At 66.9% G+C, this 17580-nt stretch carries 15 protein-coding genes, 1 pseudogene and 1 CRISPR repeat array; of the genes and pseudogenes, 11 read left to right on the top strand and 5 right to left on the bottom strand.

The features are described from left to right. Window positions 1-2: 2 nt before the first annotated feature. The 3 genes from AD428_RS03095 to AD428_RS03085 form a co-directional block, all read right to left on the bottom strand. Window positions 3-971: a tripartite tricarboxylate transporter substrate binding protein gene (locus AD428_RS03095; protein ID WP_053244146.1), complete on the bottom strand. Its 969-nt coding sequence runs from the start codon at window positions 969-971 to the stop codon at window positions 3-5. 21 nt (window positions 972-992) lie between these two features. Continuing rightward, window positions 993-1976, bottom strand: coding sequence for a Bug family tripartite tricarboxylate transporter substrate binding protein (locus AD428_RS03090; RefSeq protein ID WP_053244145.1), 984 nt, complete (start codon window positions 1974-1976; stop codon window positions 993-995). A gap of 102 nt (window positions 1977-2078) precedes the next feature. Continuing rightward, window positions 2079-3245 (bottom strand): acyl-CoA dehydrogenase family protein, encoded by a 1167-nt coding sequence (locus tag AD428_RS03085; protein ID WP_053244144.1) that lies wholly within the window; start codon window positions 3243-3245, stop codon window positions 2079-2081. A gap of 192 nt (window positions 3246-3437) precedes the next feature. Between AD428_RS03085 and AD428_RS03080 the strand changes: the two genes are divergently transcribed. The 11 genes from AD428_RS03080 (at window position 3438) to cas2 (ending at window position 14586) form a co-directional block, all read left to right on the top strand. After that, window positions 3438-4238, top strand: a complete 801-nt coding sequence (locus AD428_RS03080) for an IclR family transcriptional regulator (protein WP_053244143.1) — start codon at window positions 3438-3440, stop codon at window positions 4236-4238. After that, entirely contained in the window at window positions 4225-5001 is a 777-nt protein-coding gene (locus AD428_RS03075) for an IclR family transcriptional regulator (protein ID WP_053244142.1), read from the top strand. Before AD428_RS03080 ends, AD428_RS03075 begins: the two co-directional genes overlap by 14 nt. Before the next feature lie 204 nt (window positions 5002-5205). After that, window positions 5206-6405: an MFS transporter gene (locus tag AD428_RS03070; protein ID WP_053244141.1), complete on the top strand. Its 1200-nt coding sequence runs from the start codon at window positions 5206-5208 to the stop codon at window positions 6403-6405. Between the two features lie 504 nt (window positions 6406-6909). Next, window positions 6910-8862: a CRISPR-associated endonuclease Cas3'' gene (locus AD428_RS03060; protein ID WP_369798683.1), complete on the top strand. Its 1953-nt coding sequence runs from the start codon at window positions 6910-6912 to the stop codon at window positions 8860-8862. Beyond that, a complete protein-coding gene (locus AD428_RS29230) occupies window positions 8832-9161 on the top strand; it encodes a hypothetical protein (RefSeq protein ID WP_369798682.1) in 330 nt (109 codons plus the stop codon). The genes AD428_RS03060 and AD428_RS29230 overlap by 31 nt, the downstream gene beginning before the upstream one ends. A 51-nt stretch (window positions 9162-9212) precedes the next feature. Beyond that, window positions 9213-9887, top strand: a complete 675-nt coding sequence (gene cas5c / locus AD428_RS03055) for a type I-C CRISPR-associated protein Cas5c (RefSeq protein WP_053244139.1) — start codon at window positions 9213-9215, stop codon at window positions 9885-9887. Continuing rightward, window positions 9884-11698, top strand: a complete 1815-nt coding sequence (gene cas8c, locus AD428_RS03050) for a type I-C CRISPR-associated protein Cas8c/Csd1 (protein WP_053244138.1) — start codon at window positions 9884-9886, stop codon at window positions 11696-11698. The genes cas5c and cas8c overlap by 4 nt, the downstream gene beginning before the upstream one ends. After that, window positions 11695-12576, top strand: a complete 882-nt coding sequence (gene cas7c, locus AD428_RS03045) for a type I-C CRISPR-associated protein Cas7/Csd2 (protein WP_053244137.1) — start codon at window positions 11695-11697, stop codon at window positions 12574-12576. The genes cas8c and cas7c overlap by 4 nt, the downstream gene beginning before the upstream one ends. Before the next feature lie 25 nt (window positions 12577-12601). Beyond that, complete coding sequence (gene cas4 / locus AD428_RS03040) at window positions 12602-13258, top strand: CRISPR-associated protein Cas4 (RefSeq protein ID WP_053244136.1); 657 nt, start codon at window positions 12602-12604, stop codon at window positions 13256-13258. Continuing rightward, window positions 13243-14286, top strand: a complete 1044-nt coding sequence (cas1c, locus tag AD428_RS03035) for a type I-C CRISPR-associated endonuclease Cas1c (protein WP_053244135.1) — start codon at window positions 13243-13245, stop codon at window positions 14284-14286. Before cas4 ends, cas1c begins: the two co-directional genes overlap by 16 nt. A 9-nt stretch (window positions 14287-14295) precedes the next feature. Next, the gene (cas2, locus tag AD428_RS03030) at window positions 14296-14586 is read left to right on the top strand and encodes a CRISPR-associated endonuclease Cas2 (protein ID WP_053244134.1); all 291 of its coding nucleotides are present in this window, start codon (window positions 14296-14298) and stop codon (window positions 14584-14586) included. A 181-nt stretch (window positions 14587-14767) separates the two neighbouring features. After that, a CRISPR array of direct repeats spans window positions 14768-15600; the repeat unit is 32 nt; unit sequence GTCGCGCCCCGTGTGGGCGCGTGGATTGAAAC. Between the two features lie 625 nt (window positions 15601-16225). Here cas2 and AD428_RS03025 read toward each other — a convergent pair. After that, entirely contained in the window at window positions 16226-16846 is a 621-nt protein-coding gene (locus AD428_RS03025) for a glutathione S-transferase family protein (RefSeq protein ID WP_053244133.1), read from the bottom strand. A gap of 16 nt (window positions 16847-16862) precedes the next feature. Then, window positions 16863-17442: pseudogene (gene ampD, locus AD428_RS03020) on the bottom strand (1,6-anhydro-N-acetylmuramyl-L-alanine amidase AmpD). Window positions 17443-17580 lie beyond the last annotated feature (138 nt).

Below are 17580 nucleotides of genomic sequence, written 5' to 3'. Positions count from 1 at the left end.
GCTTATTCCTCGATCTTCACGCCGGCCTGCTTGACCACGGCGCGCCATCTGTCGGTTTCGTCGGCGATGTGCCGGCCAAAGGCTTCGGGCGTGCCGCCGGTGGGCTGCATGCCCAGCCCGGTGAAGTAGCTGCGAACTTCGGGGTCCGCCAACACGGTATTGATCTGGCGGTTCAGCAGGGCGATCACGTCCTTGGGGGTTCCGGCGGGCGCCATCACCCCCCACCAGGAGGAGGCCGACAGCGGCACGCCCAGCTCGGCCAGCGTGGGAACGTCCGGCAGATCGGGGTTGCGCGCTTGTGCCGCGATGGCGATGGGCCGCAGGCGCCCCGCCTTGACTTGCGCGTACACCGGCGGCAGGTTGTCGAAGCTCATCTGGACTTGTCCGCCGACGAGCGCGGTGGCGGCCTCGCTGCTGCCTTTGTAGGGAATGTGCCGCAGCGCGATGCCGGTCTGGTGCGCAAACTGTTCACCCGCCAGATGCGGGATGCTTCCCGTGCCGGCGGTGGCGTAGGCCAGGCCCTGCTGCTGCGCGGCGGCGCGTTTCAGGTCTTCCAGGCTGCGTGCGGGGCTGGCGGCCGGCAACAGCAGATAGACCGGCACGTCCGTGGCCCAGATCACCGGAGCCAGATCCTTCTTCACGTCATAGGGCAGCCTGGCGTACAGCACACTGTTGGTCGCCAGGTTGGCCGTGCCCATCAGCAAGGTGTAGCCGTCGGGCGCGGCGCTGGCGACATAGGCGGTGCCGATCTGCGTAGCGCCGCCGGGCTTGTTTTCCACCACCACGGGCTGGCCCAGCAAGGGCGCCAGTTTGCGCGCGATCATGCGCGCCGCGGTGTCGGTGCCGCCGCCAGCCGCGTACGGCACGATCAGGCGCACCGGCTTGTCGGGATAGGCGGCCTGCGCCGCGCCTGCCGCGCCCAGCAGGGCAAGGGCGCCCAGCGCGCGCAGCGCTCGGAGAATGCGTTGCATGGCGGTCTTCCTGCAATGGGCTTACTGGATGCGGGCGCCGGTGGATTGCACCAGCTTGCCCCACCATGCGGTTTCGTCGGCGATCTGCTTGGCGAATTCGGCCGGCGTGCTGGCCAGCGGCTCGGCGCCCAGTTCCTGGAAGCGGGCGCGCAGCTGCGGGTCCTGCAGCGCCTTGACCACGGCCGCGTGCAGGCGTTCGATGACCGCCGGGTCGGTGCCCGCGGGCGCCATCAGGCCCTTCCAGGCCATTACCACGAAACCTTTCTGGCCGGCCTCATCGAAGGTGGGAATATCGGGCGCGGCCGTGGCGCGCTGGTCGCTGGGCACCGCCAGCGCGCGCAGGCCGCCCGCTTTGACCTGCGGCAGCAGCGCCGGCATGTTGTCGATCATGAAGTCGATATGGCCGGCCACCAGATCGGTGATGGCGGGGCCGGTGCCCTTGTACGGTACGTGCTCGGCCTGGATGCCCGCCCGCTGCTTGAGCAGCTCGCCGGCCAACTGCGCGGGCGAGCCGTTGCCCGGAGACCCGAAGGACAGCTTGCCAGGGTGGTTGCGCGCATACTGCAGGAACTCCTGCAGCGTCTTCACCGGCATGGACTTCGTCACCACCATCAGGTTGTGCTCGCGCTCCAGGCAGGTAATGGGCGCCAGATCCTTGGCCGGATCGAACGGCATGTTGGCGTACAGGCTGGGGTTGATGACGGTGGGGCCCGCCGCCGCCAGCAGCAGCGTGTACCCGTCGGGGGCGGAACGGGCAACGAAGTCGCCTCCGATGTTGCCGCCGGCCCCGGGCTTGTTTTCGACGATGACCGGCTGGCCCAGGATGGGATGCAAGGCTTCGGCCAGCAGGCGGCCCAGGATATCGGTGGAGCCGCCAGGGGCGAACGGCACGATCAGCCTCACGGGCTTGTCAGGGTATGCGGCCGCGGCTTGCGGGGGCAGGGCGGCGCAGGCGAAGGCAGCGGCCACGGCGCCGATCCACTTCGGCAGGTGCTTGTGCAGCATGATGGAAGTCTCCTTTGGTTTGGCGGGCCGCCGGCTTCTTGCGGCTGCGGTCCCGGGATGGCCCTGGGGCCTGTTCACACGAACGCGGGTCTTGGGCAGGCCCTAGCGGCCGGGCGCATAGCCCGCCTGGGTCAGCGTGTGGCGGGCAATGGTCAGTTGATGGATCTGGCTGGTTCCTTCGTACAGGCGGAACAGGCGCACATCGCGGTAGAAGCGTTCAATGCCATGGTCGGCGATGTAGCCGTAGCCGCCGTGCATCTGCACGCAGCGGTCCGCCACGCGACCGCACATCTCCGACGCGAAGTATTTGCAGATCGAGGCGTTCAGCGTGACGTCCGCGCCAGCATCGCGTTCGCGGGCGGTCTGCAGCACCAGCGCGCGGGCGGCCTGGATTTCCGTCTGGCAGTCGGCCAGCATGGCCTGGATCAGCTGGAAATCCATCAGCGGCTTGCCGAACTGCTGGCGCTCAGCCACGAAGCGCAGCGTATCGTCCAGCATGCGGATGGCGGGCCCGATGCACAGCGCGGCCAGATGGATGCGTTGCTTGTTCAGCACTTTCATGGCCGTCTTGAATCCCAGGCCTTCCTGGCCGCCGATAATGTTGGCGGCCGGCACGCGGCAGTCCTGGAAATGCACGGCGGATACGGGAGATCCGGCCTGGCCCATCTTTTCGTAAGGCTGTCCGGTGGACAGGCCGGGCGTGCCGCGCTCCACAATGAAGGCGGTGATGCCCTTGGCGCCGGGCGCCTGCGGATCGGTCCGGGCCATGACCGTAAACAGGCCCGCCAGCGGCGCATTGGTGATGAAGCACTTTTCGCCATTCAATACGTAGTGGTCGCCGTCGCGTACGGCGGCGGTGCGCAGGGCCGTGGCGTCCGAGCCTGCTTGCGGCTCGGTCAGCGCGAAGCAGCCGGTCAGCTCGCCGGACGCCAGCCGGGGCAGATAATGCGCCTTTTGCGCATCGGTGCCGTCGGCCACCAGCGCTTCGGATCCGATGCCGGTGTTGGTGCCGACGCGGGCCCGGAATGCCACCGAGCATTGCGACAGTTCCATGGCGGCCAGGATCAGCTCTTCGGTCGTCATGCCCGCGCCGCCGTATTGCTCGGGGATGGAGTAGCCGAACAGTCCCCGCGCGGCCATGCTGGCAACCAGGTCTTGCGGCACCTCGTCCAGGCGGGCCACTTCCGCCTCGCGCGGCACCAGTTGCTCGCGCACATAGCGGCGCAGCGATTCGAGGAAAAGCGGGAAGCCGTCCGGGTCCCTGATCATGGTGAGTCTCCGTTTTATCCGGGCGCTGATGCGTGCCGCGCCGTGTTGAATCCAGGCTAGCAAAAGGCCGTGCGATTTGAGACAAGTGTTTCGATATCTTGAACGTCTCGCGCGTCGGCATGGCGGCCGCTGCTCTATGATCGGCAGGAATGCGCGCGCGTATCCGCGCGCCCCGGACTCAGGACCGCGACCATGACCACCCGCCCAGGCGAGCGCCATGCCGACCCCGCCTTCGCCACCACGCTGGCGCATGGCCTGTCGGTGCTGCAGGCTTTCCGGCACGGAGAGCCGGCGCTCGGCAACCGCGAACTGGCGGACCGCACCGGTCTGTCCAAGGCCACGATTTCACGGCTGACCACCACGCTGATGCAGCGCGGCCTGCTGCGCTATGATGCCGGCCTGCGCCGCTATCGCCTGGGAACCGCAGTGCTGTCGTTGAGCTATCCGCTCCTGGCCAGCATCAAGGTCAGGCAACTGGCGCGTCCGTTGATGAAGCGTTTGGCCGATGCGGCGGGCGGCTCGGCGTCGCTGGGCATGCATCACGGCTTGAACATGGTGTATGTGGAAACCTGCCGGGGCCACGACGCGGTGTCGTTCCGCCCGGATATCGGCGCCTTGCTGCCGCTGCTGCCCTCGGCCATGGGACGCGCCTGGCTGGCGCAGGCGCCGGCCGACGAGGCCGAATCCGTGCTGGCGGCGCTGCGGCGCCAGGATCCGGCGATCTGGCGGCGCCATGCGCCCGATTGGGAGCAGGCGCAGCGCGACTATGCCGAACATGGCTATTGCGTGGGGCAGGGCGACTGGCATTCGGACGTGCATGCGGTGGCGGTGCCCATGCGCACGCGCGTTGACGGCCAGACGCTGGTGTTCAACTGCGGCGTGCCGGTGACGCGATTGCGCGCGGGCGACTTGCGCGGCCGCATCGCGCCCCGCTTGCGCACACTGGTGGCGCGGGTGGAAAAAATGTTGGAGCGCCAGAATGACGACGCGTGACCCGGACCGGGAATTCACCTCCACGCTGGCGCACGGCATTGATATCCTGGCCTGCTTCCGGGCCGACAAGCCAGTGCTGGCCAACAAGGATTTCGCGCAGCAGACGGGGTTGTCGCGCAGCGCCGTCGCGCGCTTGACGCACACCCTGGTGGAATTGGGCTTCTTGCAGCGCGAAGACGAGCCCGCGCGCTACCGGCTGGGCGCTTCGGTGCTGGCGCTGAGCTACCCCTTGCTGGCCAGCATGCAGATCCGGCAATTGGCGCGGCCGCTGATGAAGCAGTTGGCCGACCACGCGCGCGGGGCCGTGTCGCTGGTGGTGCGCGACCGCCTGCAGATGGTGTATGTGGAAACCGCCCGCTCCAACGAAGCCTTGCAGACCCGGCCCGATATCGGCGCTTCGCTGCCGCTGCTGTCCAGCGCCGCCGGCAAGGCGTGGCTGGCGCGGGTTTCGGACGAAGAGCGGGCCGCCGTGCTGAATCAGTTGCGCGTGGCCGACGCCCGGCATTACGACGCGCATTTCCCCAGCCTGGCGGCAGCGCGCCGCGACCTGGAGCGCAAGGGCTATTGCGGCAACAACCTGGAGTGGCGCCCGGACGCCTACGGCTTTGCCGCGCCGCTGGGACGGCCTTACCAGTCGCTGCTGTATGTCTTCAATTGCGGCGTGCCGGCGGGCGACGGTCCTTACCGGGAACGCGCCGCCGACATCGGCCCGCGCCTGGTCGCCCTGGCAAGGGAGACGGAAAGGCTGCTGGGGCTGGTTTGACGCCGCAGGGCGGGGTTTGGGGGCCGCCTCCGGAATTCATGACTCCAAGTCAAAAGTGTTTCGCTGTTTCCTGGCTTTTTCCGCAAGCATGGGGGCGGCATACTGGGCGCCTGCCTTCCGATCGGGCTTTCCCGCGCCCCGGCCATCCGCGCCGGCTGGCTCCCGGGACTCCCCAATCGGCGCAATCGAACCCAAGGAAACCCTATGCATCCCCAGGACTCTCAGCCGGTGAAAACCGGCCTGCCGCTGTTGGCGCTCGCCGTCGGCGCTTTCGGCATCGGCGTGACCGAGTTTTCTCCCATGGGCCTGCTGCCCGTGATCGCCGAGGGCGTGGACGTGTCCATCCCCAGCGCCGGCATGCTGGTCAGCGCCTACGCCATCGGCGTGATGGCGGGCGCGCCGTTGATGACGCTGGCCCTGTCGCGCTGGTCGCGCCGCAATGCGCTGCTGGTGCTGATGGCGATCTTCACGGCAGGCAACGTGCTGTCCGCGTTGGCTCCCAACTACACCACACTGCTCTTGGCGCGGCTGGTCACCAGCCTGAACCATGGCGCGTTCTTCGGCCTGGGTTCGCTGGTCGCGGCCAGCGTGGTGCCGCGCCACAAGCAGGCCAGCGCCGTTGCCACCATGTTTCTGGGGCTGACCATCGCCAACGTGGGCGGCGTGCCGGCGGCGACCTGGCTGGGCCAGGCCATAGGCTGGCGCATGTCGTTCGCAGCGACCTCGGCGCTGGGCCTGATTGCGATGTTGTCGCTGTGGTTTGCGCTGCCGGCCGGCGAGGCTGGACGCCGCCCCGACATCCGCCGCGAACTTGCCGTGCTCAAGAGTCCGGTGGTGCTGGTGGCCTTGCTGACTACGGTGCTGGGCGCGGGCGCGATGTTCACGCTCTACACCTATGTGGCGCCGGCCCTGGCCGAACTGACGGGCGCCTCGCCCCATTTCGTCACGGCGATGCTGGTGCTGATCGGCATCGGTTTCACCATCGGCAATACCGCGGGCGGGCGCTTCGCCGACCGCTCGCTGGACGGCAGCCTGATCGCCTTCCTGGTGCTGATCATCGCTGACCTGCTGGCGTTTCCGTGGCTGGCCGCCACGCAGACTGGCGCGGCTATTGCCCTGCTGATTTTCGGCTTCGGCACGTTCGCCGTGGTGCCGCCGCTGCAGATGCGCGTGATGCGTGCCGCCACCGATGCGCCGGGCCTGGCCTCGTCGGTGAACGTGGGCGCCTTCAACCTGGGCAATGCGCTGGGCGCGGCAGCGGGTGGGGGCGTGATCTCGGCGGGGATGGGCTATGGAGCGGTGCCCATCGCTGGAGCCGTCATCGCCGCGGCGGGATTGGGCCTGGTGCTGTGGCAGCGCGCGAGCAACCAGCGGCAACGCAAGCTGGCAATGCAAGGCTGCTGATACCGCGATAAGCAGGGGAAAAGGGGGCGTCCATGTAGACTGCTCCCCGAGCGTTGGACATAGATCCGACCTTCGGGGGCAGTTTACTCGCGGGACGCCCTTTTCTTTTATTCATGTGCCCGGCCCGAAAGCCTGATCTCATGTTTCCCAAGAAACTCGGAGGCGACGGACTGGGCGGTATATCGCCATGGAACGAAGGTCGCGCGCGTTTTTCCGGCGGCGGACAGGCGACAGGCAGATGTCCTGGATACGGCCAAAAAATACTGAGAACGCCTGCCGCTCCATAAAACGGTTCTTGTGTTTTGCATTCATTCCCGTAATTGTTGGCGCGCCCGGGAAGGCGGCCAAGCGCCGCGTATCGGGTGAAATTTCGGGGGCGGGGTTTCTGTTTTTCTGAATATGCCGGCATCGGGCGTCGGTCGGCCCATCGGCTGCCGTTTGTGTGAGTAAATGTTTTTATAAATTACGATATGATTTATCCGTTGAGGTTATAGAGGATGGGATGTGCCGGCGTTTTCATTCTTCGCTCACTCTACCGCGGATGCTTCAAGGGCCGATTGGCAATCTCTGCCCGATCACCTGAAAGGCGTGGGCGCCCTGGCCCGACGGTTCGCCGGGGCTTTTGGCGCGGCGGAGTTGGCTGAGGTCCAGGGATGGCTGCACGATCTGGGTAAATACAGCGAGGCGTTTCAACAGCGGCTGCGAGGCGCCGCGCATCGCGTGGACCATTCCACCTGGGGCGCCCGCGTCGCCGTGCGGCGGTACCCGCACCTGGGGCATTTGCTGGCCTACGGCATCGCCGGCCATCACGCCGGGCTCGCCAACGGCGATGGCGAGGGCGAGAGAACCGCATTGCGGCAGCGGCTGGACCCCGGCTTTGAATTGCCGGCTCTCGATCCCGCCTGGGAGCAGGATTTCACGTTGCCGGCTGAGCTGGCATTACCGAGGCTGAAAGCGCACAGCCGTGCGCGCGCGAATTTTCAATGGGCCTTTCTGGCGCGCATGCTGTTTTCCTGCCTGGTGGACGCCGATTTTCTGGATACCGAGCGTTTTTACCTGCGTGCGCAAGGTCTGCCGGATTATCGCGGTGCCGATACAAACCCGCCCGGCCTCGTGCAATTGCAGGCCGAGTTGAACCAATACTTGGCGGGTCTGTCGGGCCATGGCGAGGTCAACGCCATCCGGGCGGAGATTCTTCGGCACGTGCGCGAGCGGGCCGAACGGGCGCCCGGGCTGTTTTCGCTGACCGTGCCCACGGGCGGGGGCAAGACGCTGGCCTCGCTGGCTTTCGCGCTGGACCACGCGATACGGCATGGCCTGCGCCGGGTGATCTTCGTGATTCCGTTCACCAGCATCGTGGAGCAGAACGCCGCCGTATTCCGCAAAGCGCTCGGGCCGCTGGGCGACCAGGCCGTGCTCGAACACCACAGCGCCTTCGTGCAGTCCGAGCCGCCGCGCGACGACCCCGAGAAGTACCAGGCGCAAAAGAAGCTGCAACTGGCCATGGAGAACTGGGACGCGCCCATCGTCGTCACCACAGCCGTGCAGTTCTTCGAAAGCCTGTTCGCCGCCCGGCCCTCGCAGTGCCGCAAGCTGCACCGCATCGCGGGCAGCGTCGTGGTGCTGGACGAGGCACAGGCCATGCCGCTCAAGCTGCTGCGGCCCTGCGTGGCAGCCATCGACGAGCTGGCGCGCAACTATCGGGCCAGCGTGGTGCTGTGCACGGCCACTCAGCCGGCATTGGCGGCGCCGGCGTTCGAAGGCGGCCTCACCGAGGTGCGCGAACTGGCGCCGGATCCGGGGCGGTTGTTCAGGAAGCTGGAGCGCGTGCGCGTGAGGCACCTTGGCATGCTGGATGATGAGGCGCTGGCCGGCCACATGCGTGCGCGCGAGCAGGTGCTGTGCATTGTCAACAACCGCCGCCATGCCCGGGCCGTCTACCAGGCCATGGCCGACCTGCCCGGCGCATGCCACCTGACGACGCTGATGTGCGCCAGGCACCGCAGCGCCGTGCTGGACGAGGTGCGGGCGCGGCTCAAGAAAGGACAGCCTTGTCGTCTGGTTTCTACCAGCCTGATCGAAGCCGGCGTCGATGTGGATTTTCCCACCGTACTGCGTGCCGAGGCCGGACTGGATTCCATCGCCCAGGCCGCTGGCCGCTGCAACCGCGAAGGGCTGCGCCCGCGTGACGGCAGCGAGGTGCTGGTGTTCCTGCCCGAAAACCCGGATTGGGCGCCGCCGCCCGAGCTGGCGCAATACGCCCAGGCCGCGCGCGCGAGACGCTCAGGAAATTCGAGGCGGACCCGCTGTCTCCGCAGGCCATCGAAGACTATTTTGCGGGGCTGTACTGGCAAAAAGGATCGGCCGCGCTGGACGGCCCCAATTTGTTGGGGCGCCTGGCCGATAGCCGGATCGACAGCCTGCCCATGGAAACGCTGGCCGCCGAATTCCGCATGATCGACAGCGTGCAGATGCCGGTGATCGTGCCGTACGACGATGACGCGCGCAACGCCTTGGAAGCATTGAAGTTCACGAAAGGCTGCGTGCGCCTTGCCAGGCGCTTGCAACCTTACCTGGTGCAACTGGGCCGGAAGGAGTTCGACGCCTTGTACAAGGCGGGCGCTATTGCACCCGTGAACCCAGGCGACTGGGGAGATCAGTTCATGCAATTGGTTCACCCCGGACTGTATCACCCGGACTATGGCATCAACAGCGACGATCCTGGCCTGATAGAGGCGGACCATCTGTGCTGGTAGGTATATGGAATTTTCGAGAGCCACCGCAGGTGGCATGAGGAGGGGCAGAGTATGGGCTTTGGTGTGCGAGTGAAGGTATGGGGCGAGCGCGCCTGCTTCACCAGACCCGAGATGAAAAGCGAGCGTGTGAGTTATGACGTCATCACGCCTTCGGCCGCGCGCGGCATCCTGGAGGCCATTCACTGGAAACCGGCGATCCGCTGGCACATAGACCGCATCCGCGTGCTCAAGCCGATCCGCTTCGAATCGATCCGGCGCAACGAGGTCGGCAGCAAGATTTCCCCGGCCAACGTGTCCCGGGCCATGAAGGCCGGCTCGACGGCGGGATTGACGAATTACGTGGACCAGGACCGCCAGCAGCGCGCGGCCATGGTGCTGCGCGACGTGGCCTATGTGATCGAGGCCCATTTCGAGCTTACGCCCAAGGCTGGCGCGGACGATTCGGTGGGCAAGCATCTGGACATCTTCAATCGCCGCGCGCGCAAGGGGCAGTGCTTTCACATGCCGTGCCTGGGCGTGCGCGAGTTTCCGGCGGCCTTCGCCCTGATCGAGGAGGGCGAAAGTCTGCCCGCGCCGCACGAAAGCCTGTTGGCCGAGCGCGACCTGGGCTGGATGCTGCATGACATCGATTTCGCCCAGGGCATGGCGCCGCGCTTTTTCCGCGCCCGCATGGCGCAAGGCGTGATCGAGGTGCCGCCCTGGCGCGGCGTGGAGAGCCGGCCATGATTCTGCAGGCGCTCGTCGATTATTACCAACGGCTGCTGGAACGCCGGACCGAGGGCCTGGCGCCCTTTGGCTACAGCCCCGAGAAAATCAGCTACGAAATCCTGCTGTCCGCCGATGGCGGCGTGGTGCAGGTCAACGACATCCGCGACAACACGGGCAAGAAGCCGCAGCCGCGCCTGATGAACGTGCCCCAGCCCGAAAAACGCACGGTGGGCATCAAGTCCAACTTTCTTTGGGACAAGACCAGCTACGTACTCGGCATCAGCGCGACCAGCAAGCGCGCCGACAAGGAGCACGCCGCCTTCAAGTCCTTGCATCAGGAGCATCTGGCCGGCACGCAGGACGCGGGCCTGAAGGCGCTGCTGGCTTTTCTGGAGGCCTGGACGCCAGCGCGGTTCGCCGCTCCGCACTTCAGCGAGGATATGCTGGACGCCAACCTGGTGTTCCGCCTGGACGGCGAACGGACCTATTTGCACGAGCGCCCCGCCGCGCAGGCTCTACGCGCGCAGTTGCTGGCCAGCCAGGCGGAGGGCCAGCCGCCGCTGGCGATTTGCCTGGTGACCGGCGAGCCGTTGCCCGCGGCGCGCCTGCATCCGGCCATCAAGGGTGTCAGCGGCGCGCAGAGCTCGGGCGCCTCCATCGTCTCCTTCAATCAGGAGTCCTTCGCTTCCTACGGCAAGAGCCAGGGCGACAACGCGCCCGTTTCCGAACGGGCGGCGTTTGCCTACACCGCCGTGCTCAATCATCTGCTGCGCCGCGGCGAGCACAACCGCCAGCGCCTGCAGATCGGCGATACCAGCATCGTCTTTTGGGCCGAGGCGGCCGATGCGCAAGAGGCCGAGCGGGCCGAGCTGCTGCTGGCCGACCTGCTTGACGACCGCCCCACGGACGAGCAGGAGGCCGCACGCATCCGGAGCGAACTGGAAAAGGTGCAGAAGGGCCGGCCCTTGGCCGATATCGATCCCAGGCTTCAGGAAGACACGCGCATGTACGTGCTGGGCCTGGCGCCCAATGCCGCGCGCATCGCCATCCGCTTCTGGGAGGTCGGCACCCTGGGGCTGTTCGCCCGCCGCCTGGCCGAGCATGCCGCGGACTTCCATCTCGACCCCCGACCCTGGAAGACCGCCCCCTCGGCCTATCGTGTCGTGCTGGCCACGGCGCCGCAATACAAGGACAGCGCATCCATGGACGACGCGGCCAGCCAGCTCGTCGGTGAACTCGTGCGCGCGGTGCTTACCGGCAGGCCCTATCCGCGCAGCCTGTTGGCCAACGCCCTGATGCGCATGCGCAGCGACGGCCATGTGTCGGGGCTGCGCGTGGCCATTTGCAAAGGTATTCTGGCGCGCGAGCGCCGCCTGGGAATCAATAGCGACAAAGAGGAGATCCCCGTGAGTCTCGACAAGGCATCCACCCATCCCGGCTATCGGCTCGGACGTTTGTTCGCCGTGCTGGAGGCCGTCCAGCGGCTGGCGTTGGGCAAGCAGATCAATGCAACCATTCGCGACCGCTACTACGGCGCGGCGTCGGCGACGCCGGCATTGGTATTCCCTGTGCTGCTGCGCAACGCGCAAAACCATCTGGCACGGTTGCGCAAGGACAAGCCGGCCGCCGCAGCTGGTCTGGAAATGGACATTCGAGAGATCGTCGGGGGACTTGCCGACAACTTCCCCCGCAGCCTGCGCATCGAGGATCAAGGCCGGTTCGCCATCGGTTACTACCATCAGCAGCAAAGCCGCTTCCGCCAGGAGGATGGCGCCGACAGCGGCAATACGGAATCCACCGAAGACCACATCGAGGAAACTCAAGCATGACCGCCATCACCCACCGTTACGAATTCGTCTACCTGTTCGACATCACCAATGGCAACCCCAATGGCGACCCGGACGCCGGCAACCTGCCGCGCCTGGACCCCGAAACCAACCGGGGCCTGGTCACCGACGTCTGCCTCAAGCGCAAGATCCGCAATTTCGTGGCGCTGGACAAGGAGGACGCTGCGGGCTATGCGATCTACATGCAGGAAAAGGCCGTTCTGAACAACCAGCACCTCAAGGCGTATGAGGCCGTGGGCATCGAGCCGGTGGACAAGAAGCTGCCCAAGGAGGAGGCCAAGGCCCGCGAGATCACCGCCTGGATGTGCGCCAACTTCTTCGACGTGCGCAGCTTTGGCGCCGTGATGACGACCGGCGTCAATGCAGGCCAGGTGCGCGGGCCGGTACAGATGGCCTTCGCCACCTCCATCGATCCCGTGGTGCCGCTGGAAGTTTCCATCACCCGCATGGCGGTCACCACCGAGAAAGAGGCCGAAGCGCAGAGCGGAGACAACCGCACCATGGGCCGCAAGCACATCATTCCCTATGGCCTGTACCGTGCCCATGGCTATATTTCCGCCAGGCTCGCCGAGCGCACGGGATTCTCCAACGAGGATCTGGAGCTGCTCTGGCGCGCGCTCGCCAATATGTTCGAGCATGACCGCTCCGCGGCGCGCGGCGAAATGGCGGCGCGCAAGCTCATCGTGTTCGAGCATGAGAGCGCGATGGGGAACGCGCCGGCCCACGTGCTGTTCGATGCCGTCAAGGTGGAGCGGGCCCCGGGCGCGGATGCCGCCTCGCCCCGCCGATACGAAGACTACCGGGTCCGCGTCGACACCGCGGCCGTGCCGGCCGGCGTGACCGTGCGCGAGCTGATGTGACCTCGCGCGCCTCGCGGGGAATGCCATGGACGAAGACGACGTCATTGCCCTCTCGGCATTGCAGCATTACCTGTATTGCCCGCGGCAATGCGCGCTGATCCATGTCGAGCAGCTTTGGGCGGAAAGCCGGCATACCGCCGAAGGCCGCCTGCTGCACGAAAAGGCTGACCGGCCCAAGATCGAGCGCCGCAAGGGCGTGCGTGTCGTCACGGCGATGCCGCTGGCCGAAAATCGCCTGGGGGTCAGCGGCATTGCCGACGTGGTGGAATTCCACCAGGCCCCGGACGGCGAGCGCGCCTTCCCCGTCGAATACAAGCGCGGGCGCCCCAAGGCGAACCGGGCCGACGAAGTGCAGTTGTGCGCGCAGGCTCTGTGCCTGGAATCCATGCTGGGGCAGCGTATCGACGCCGGGGCGCTCTACTACGGCGCAACGCGCCGGCGCGTCGAAGTGCTTTTCGACGACGGACTGCGCCAGCTTACCCTGGAAACCATCGCCGCCGTGCGCGCGATGCTCGTGGCGGGTCATACGCCCACGGCCCGGTACCGTCCTCGCTTATGCGATGCCTGCTCGCTGCTGGACCTTTGCCAGCCCCGGCTGCTGGGGCGTGACAAAGGGGTCAATGTCTGGCTGGCGGAGCAGTGGTCCAAGGATATGGAAGGCGAGTCATGCGCAGACAGTTGAATACCTTGTACGTCACCACCGATGGCGCTTGGTTGCACAAAGATGGCGCCAACATTGTCATGGAGGTCGAACAGCAGGAGCGCGTCCGGTTGCCGGTGCACATGCTGGAGAGCCTGGTCTGTTTCGGGCGGGTACTGGTGTCTCCGCCTTTGCTGGGCTATTGCGCGGAGCAGGGCATATGCACCAGCTTCCTCACGCCGAACGGCCGGTTCCTGGCGCGCGTCGAAGGGCCGGTGTCCGGCAACGTATTGTTGCGCCGCCAGCAGTATCGGGCCAGCGACAATCCCGGGCGCTGTGCCGCCATCGTGCGCAACCTGCTGCTGGGCAAGCTGCACAACCAGCGCGTGGTGCTGGGTCGCGCCTTGCGGGATCACGGCGACGGTTTGCCGACCGATCGGCAGGCGGCGCTGGCGCACGCGCACAAGCGCCTGGAGATGATCGCCAAGAAGCTGCACGATGAAGACTCTGGCGTGGACCTGCTGCGTGGCTACGAGGGCGAGGCCGCGCAAGCGTACTTTGGCGTTTTCGATGCGCTGATCCGTGTGGACAGTCCGGCCATGCGCTTTTCGGGACGCAGCCGGCGGCCGCCGTGCGACGCCGTCAATGCCTTGCTGTCGTTTCTCTATACGCTGGTCACGCATGACTGCCGGTCGGCGTTGGAAAGCGTGGGCCTGGACCCGGCGGTGGGCTTTCTGCACCGGGACAGGCCAGGACGGCCCAGCCTGGCGCTGGACCTGTTGGAGGAATTCCGGCCGCTGCTGGCGGATCGCCTGGCGCTTTCGCTGATCAACCGCAAGCAGGTGGGCGAGCAAGACTTTCAGTACATGGACAACGGCGCCGTATTGTTGAGCGAGGCCGCGCGCAAGGCGGTGCTGGTGGCCTACCAGGAGCGCAAGCGCGAGGAGCTGCGTCATGCGTTCATCGACGAAAAAGCGGCAATCGGCCTCTTTCCGTTCATCCAGGCGCAATTGCTGGCGCGTCATCTGCGAGGCGACCTCGATGCCTATCCGCCATTCCTGTGGAAGTGAGGTCCGTCGATGATGGTACTGGTCAGTTACGACGTCAGCACCACGGACCCGGGCGGCGCACGCAGATTGCGCCGGCTTGCCAGGGCCTGCCTGGACTACGGTCAGCGCGTGCAATTTTCCGTATTCGAGATCGAGGTGGATTCCGCCCAATGGACCATCTTGAAGGCCAGGCTGATGGAAACGATCGATCCGGTCCGGGACAGCCTGCGGTTCTACTACCTGGGTCGGCAATGGCGCAGCAAGGTCGAGCACGTCGGCGCCAAACCCGTGTTGGACCTGGATGCGCCGCTGGTATTCTAGGCGACCGCGAACCCTAAGTGTTCGTGCGTGCCCCCGTGAGGGTTCGCGACTTTTCATGTCTTTGTTTTTGCTGAGGATTTTGTCTTGTGGCGGCGGCTTGGCGGCGCATGGACCACTTTGGCCTGCGGTTCGCGGAGGCCGCGCTTTTTTTCTTGCTGCGTGAAGGAATTGTGAAGACCCGGTCGCGCCCCGTGTGGGCGCGTGGATTGAAACCAGAGCATCCCCGCGCGTGCGTATCGATGGCGAGGGGTCGCGCCCCGTGTGGGCGCGTGGATTGAAACGCGAGCTTCGCGCCGGGAACGCCGGGCGTGTACTGTCGCGCCCCGTGTGGGCGCGTGGATTGAAACTTCGCGAGCCTCGGCCACGATGGGGGCACGTGCAAGTCGCGCCCCGTGTGGGCGCGTGGATTGAAACTCGGACGGCGCGGAACACCTCCACCATGGACGCGAGTCGCGCCCCGTGTGGGCGCGTGGATTGAAACGCCCACGCCTGCGGCCTACGCCTGATCGACACCAACGTCGCGCCCCGTGTGGGCGCGTGGATTGAAACCAGTCCAAGTTGGCCATCGACGCCATAGTCGCGCAGAGTCGCGCCCCGTGTGGGCGCGTGGATTGAAACGAGATTCCACCACTGGCCAGTACTGGCAGTTTGGTCGCGCCCCGTGTGGGCGCGTGGATTGAAACGACGTGCCCGCCACCGCCGTGTACGACACCCCCAGTCGCGCCCCGTGTGGGCGCGTGGATTGAAACGGATGCGAGCGCGTCACGCTCGGCCAGTAGGTCGAGTCGCGCCCCGTGTGGGCGCGTGGATTGAAACTACGACCTGAAGGGCAAGGGCGCAACGGATATGTGTCGCGCCCCGTGTGGGCGCGTGGATTGAAACTGCGTCGCCCACCGCATCGCATCGCTTATCTGGAGTCGCGCCCCGTGTGGGCGCGTGGATTGAAACAAATCACCCCTCACCTTCGACGAGCTGCGCGCTAGTCGCGCCCCGTGTGGGCGCGTGGATGGAAACACATCATCCTGCCGAGGGCGCTTGCGCGACATGGCGCCGCTGCTGCAGGACGCCGGGATGCGGATTTCGGCTGAGCTGGGCCGGCAGGCGGCACGAGCATAGCGGGTTGATTTCGATGGCCCCGAATTCCCTGCGCCGCGAGTGCGCCAGGCGCGACAGCGCCACCAGCGCATCGACGCCGCATGGCGGCGTGGCCCTTGATCTCCCGGATCATGGACAGGGCTTTCGCGCGGCCGAAGGGGCCAGGTGGAAGCGCTCGTTGCCGAGCCCTGCCCCGAACGCGCCCAGGCCGGACATGACTACCGGGCCGGACACCGGGTCGTTAGGTCGTTATGTACGTCTGCAATGGACTCCACGCCAGGGCCCGCCATGGAGCGACCGGCACGCCGTCGATGCGGGCTTCGGGGCTGTGCCGCCGCACGGCGGCCGGGATGCCGTCGCAGGCCGCGCGCTACGTACGATTCCGGCGGCCATCCGCATCCCGGCGGTGAAGGCAGGCTTGCGATGACCGAAGCCGTCGCTCTCGACGCGCTGCTGCCGCGAGACGATGCCAGACTCGGCGATGCCCCGCCCGGGATTTCACGGGAGCGCTGAGCCGTGGAACGCCGGCGCCAGGGCCGTGCGCCTACTGCAGCGGCAGCGTCAGCACGCCCTGCGTGGCGGGCCGCATCATGATGCGGCGGTACCAGGCCGACAGCGCCGGCGTTTCCGGGCGCTCGGCGGGCAGGGCCAACCAGCGGTGCGCCGCGGCGGCCAGGGCCACGTCGCCCATGGTGAGGTGGCGGCCCACGATGAACTCGCGGTCGCGCAGCGCCTGGTCCAGGATGAGGGCGCAGGCGTTGGCCCGCCGCATGGATGCCTGGACAGCGGCCGCGTCGCGCCGGTCTTCGGGCGTGCGCACCAGCCCCAGGAAGGCCGGCAGCATGGCGGGCTGCCAGGTCGTGGCCTGCCAGTCCATCCAGCGGTCGGCGTCGGCGCGCAGACAGGCGTCTTCCGGCCACAGCGAACCCTCGCCGTACCGGGAGGCCAGGTAGCGCACGATGGCGTTGGATTCCCACAGGACGAAGCCGCCGTCGTCGATGACAGGCACCATGCGATTGGGGTTGAGGGTGGCGAAGGCGGGCGTGTCCACCACGCCGTAGGGGCCGCCGGCGGGAATGAGCGTGTGAGGCAGGGCCAGCTCGCGCACGGCCAGCATCACCTTCTGTACGTTGACGGAACTCAGCCGTCCCCAGATCTTCAACATAACCCGTTCTCCTTGTTCAGACCGGCGGCAGCTGGCGCCGCAGGAATCCGCAGTCGCGCCCGAAGCGTTTCCAGTCGAAGGCGGGCCCCGGGTCGGTCTTGCGCCCGGGCGCGATGTGCTCGTGCCCGCGCGCGGCCGACAGCGGATAGCGCGCGCGCAGCACCGGCACAAGCCGGCGCAGCGCCGCGTACTGGGCATCGGTGTAGGGCAGGGTGTCGGTGCCTTCCAGCTCGATGCCCAGCGAGAAATCATTGCAGCGTTCACGGCCGGCGTGGCGCGACACCCCCCGCGTGCCAGGCGCGCGCGTCGGTGGACACGAACTGCGCCAGGCCGCCGTCGCGGCGGATGAAGAAATGCGCCGAGACGCGCAGCCCCCGCAGGCGTTCCAGCCAGGGATGCGATCCGTAGTCCAGCGTGTTCAGGAACAGTCCGGCCACTTCCGGTCCGCCGAAGCGGCCCGGGGGCAGGCTGATGTTGTGCAGCACGAGCAGCGACACCTGCGTCCCGGCGGGGCGCGCGTCGTGATTGGGAGAGGGCAGCCGGGCCACGCCCGGGGAGGGCGCGAGCCAGCCGTGCCGGTCGAGGAGCAATGCCATGGGATGAGACTCCAGCATGTTGATCCATCCGGCATTATGCCGTGCGGGGCGGGCCACTTCCGAAAGCGGCCCCGCGCTCAGCGCCTGGGGGCGCCCAGCCGGGCGTGCTCGGCGCTGCACCAAGGTCTGCCCGCCTTG

Source organism: Achromobacter sp. DMS1 (genome assembly GCF_001270295.1).
Note: the sequence above shows the minus strand (reverse complement) of the source record. Positions and strands in the feature narration are given on the sequence as shown.

Coding starts and splice junctions, on each gene's coding strand:
- AD428_RS03095 (WP_053244146.1), bottom strand. CDS start 971: ATGCAACGCATTCTCCGAGCGCTGCGCGCGCTGGGCGCCCTTGCCCTG.
- AD428_RS03090 (WP_053244145.1), bottom strand. CDS start 1,976: ATGCTGCACAAGCACCTGCCGAAGTGGATCGGCGCCGTGGCCGCTGCC.
- AD428_RS03085 (WP_053244144.1), bottom strand. CDS start 3,245: ATGATCAGGGACCCGGACGGCTTCCCGCTTTTCCTCGAATCGCTGCGC.
- AD428_RS03080 (WP_053244143.1), top strand. CDS start 3,438: ATGACCACCCGCCCAGGCGAGCGCCATGCCGACCCCGCCTTCGCCACC.
- AD428_RS03075 (WP_053244142.1), top strand. CDS start 4,225: ATGACGACGCGTGACCCGGACCGGGAATTCACCTCCACGCTGGCGCAC.
- AD428_RS03070 (WP_053244141.1), top strand. CDS start 5,206: ATGCATCCCCAGGACTCTCAGCCGGTGAAAACCGGCCTGCCGCTGTTG.
- AD428_RS29230 (WP_369798682.1), top strand. CDS start 8,832: ATGGAAACGCTGGCCGCCGAATTCCGCATGATCGACAGCGTGCAGATG.
- cas5c (WP_053244139.1), top strand. CDS start 9,213: ATGGGCTTTGGTGTGCGAGTGAAGGTATGGGGCGAGCGCGCCTGCTTC.
- cas8c (WP_053244138.1), top strand. CDS start 9,884: ATGATTCTGCAGGCGCTCGTCGATTATTACCAACGGCTGCTGGAACGC.
- cas7c (WP_053244137.1), top strand. CDS start 11,695: ATGACCGCCATCACCCACCGTTACGAATTCGTCTACCTGTTCGACATC.
- cas4 (WP_053244136.1), top strand. CDS start 12,602: ATGGACGAAGACGACGTCATTGCCCTCTCGGCATTGCAGCATTACCTG.
- cas1c (WP_053244135.1), top strand. CDS start 13,243: ATGCGCAGACAGTTGAATACCTTGTACGTCACCACCGATGGCGCTTGG.
- cas2 (WP_053244134.1), top strand. CDS start 14,296: ATGATGGTACTGGTCAGTTACGACGTCAGCACCACGGACCCGGGCGGC.
- AD428_RS03025 (WP_053244133.1), bottom strand. CDS start 16,846: ATGTTGAAGATCTGGGGACGGCTGAGTTCCGTCAACGTACAGAAGGTG.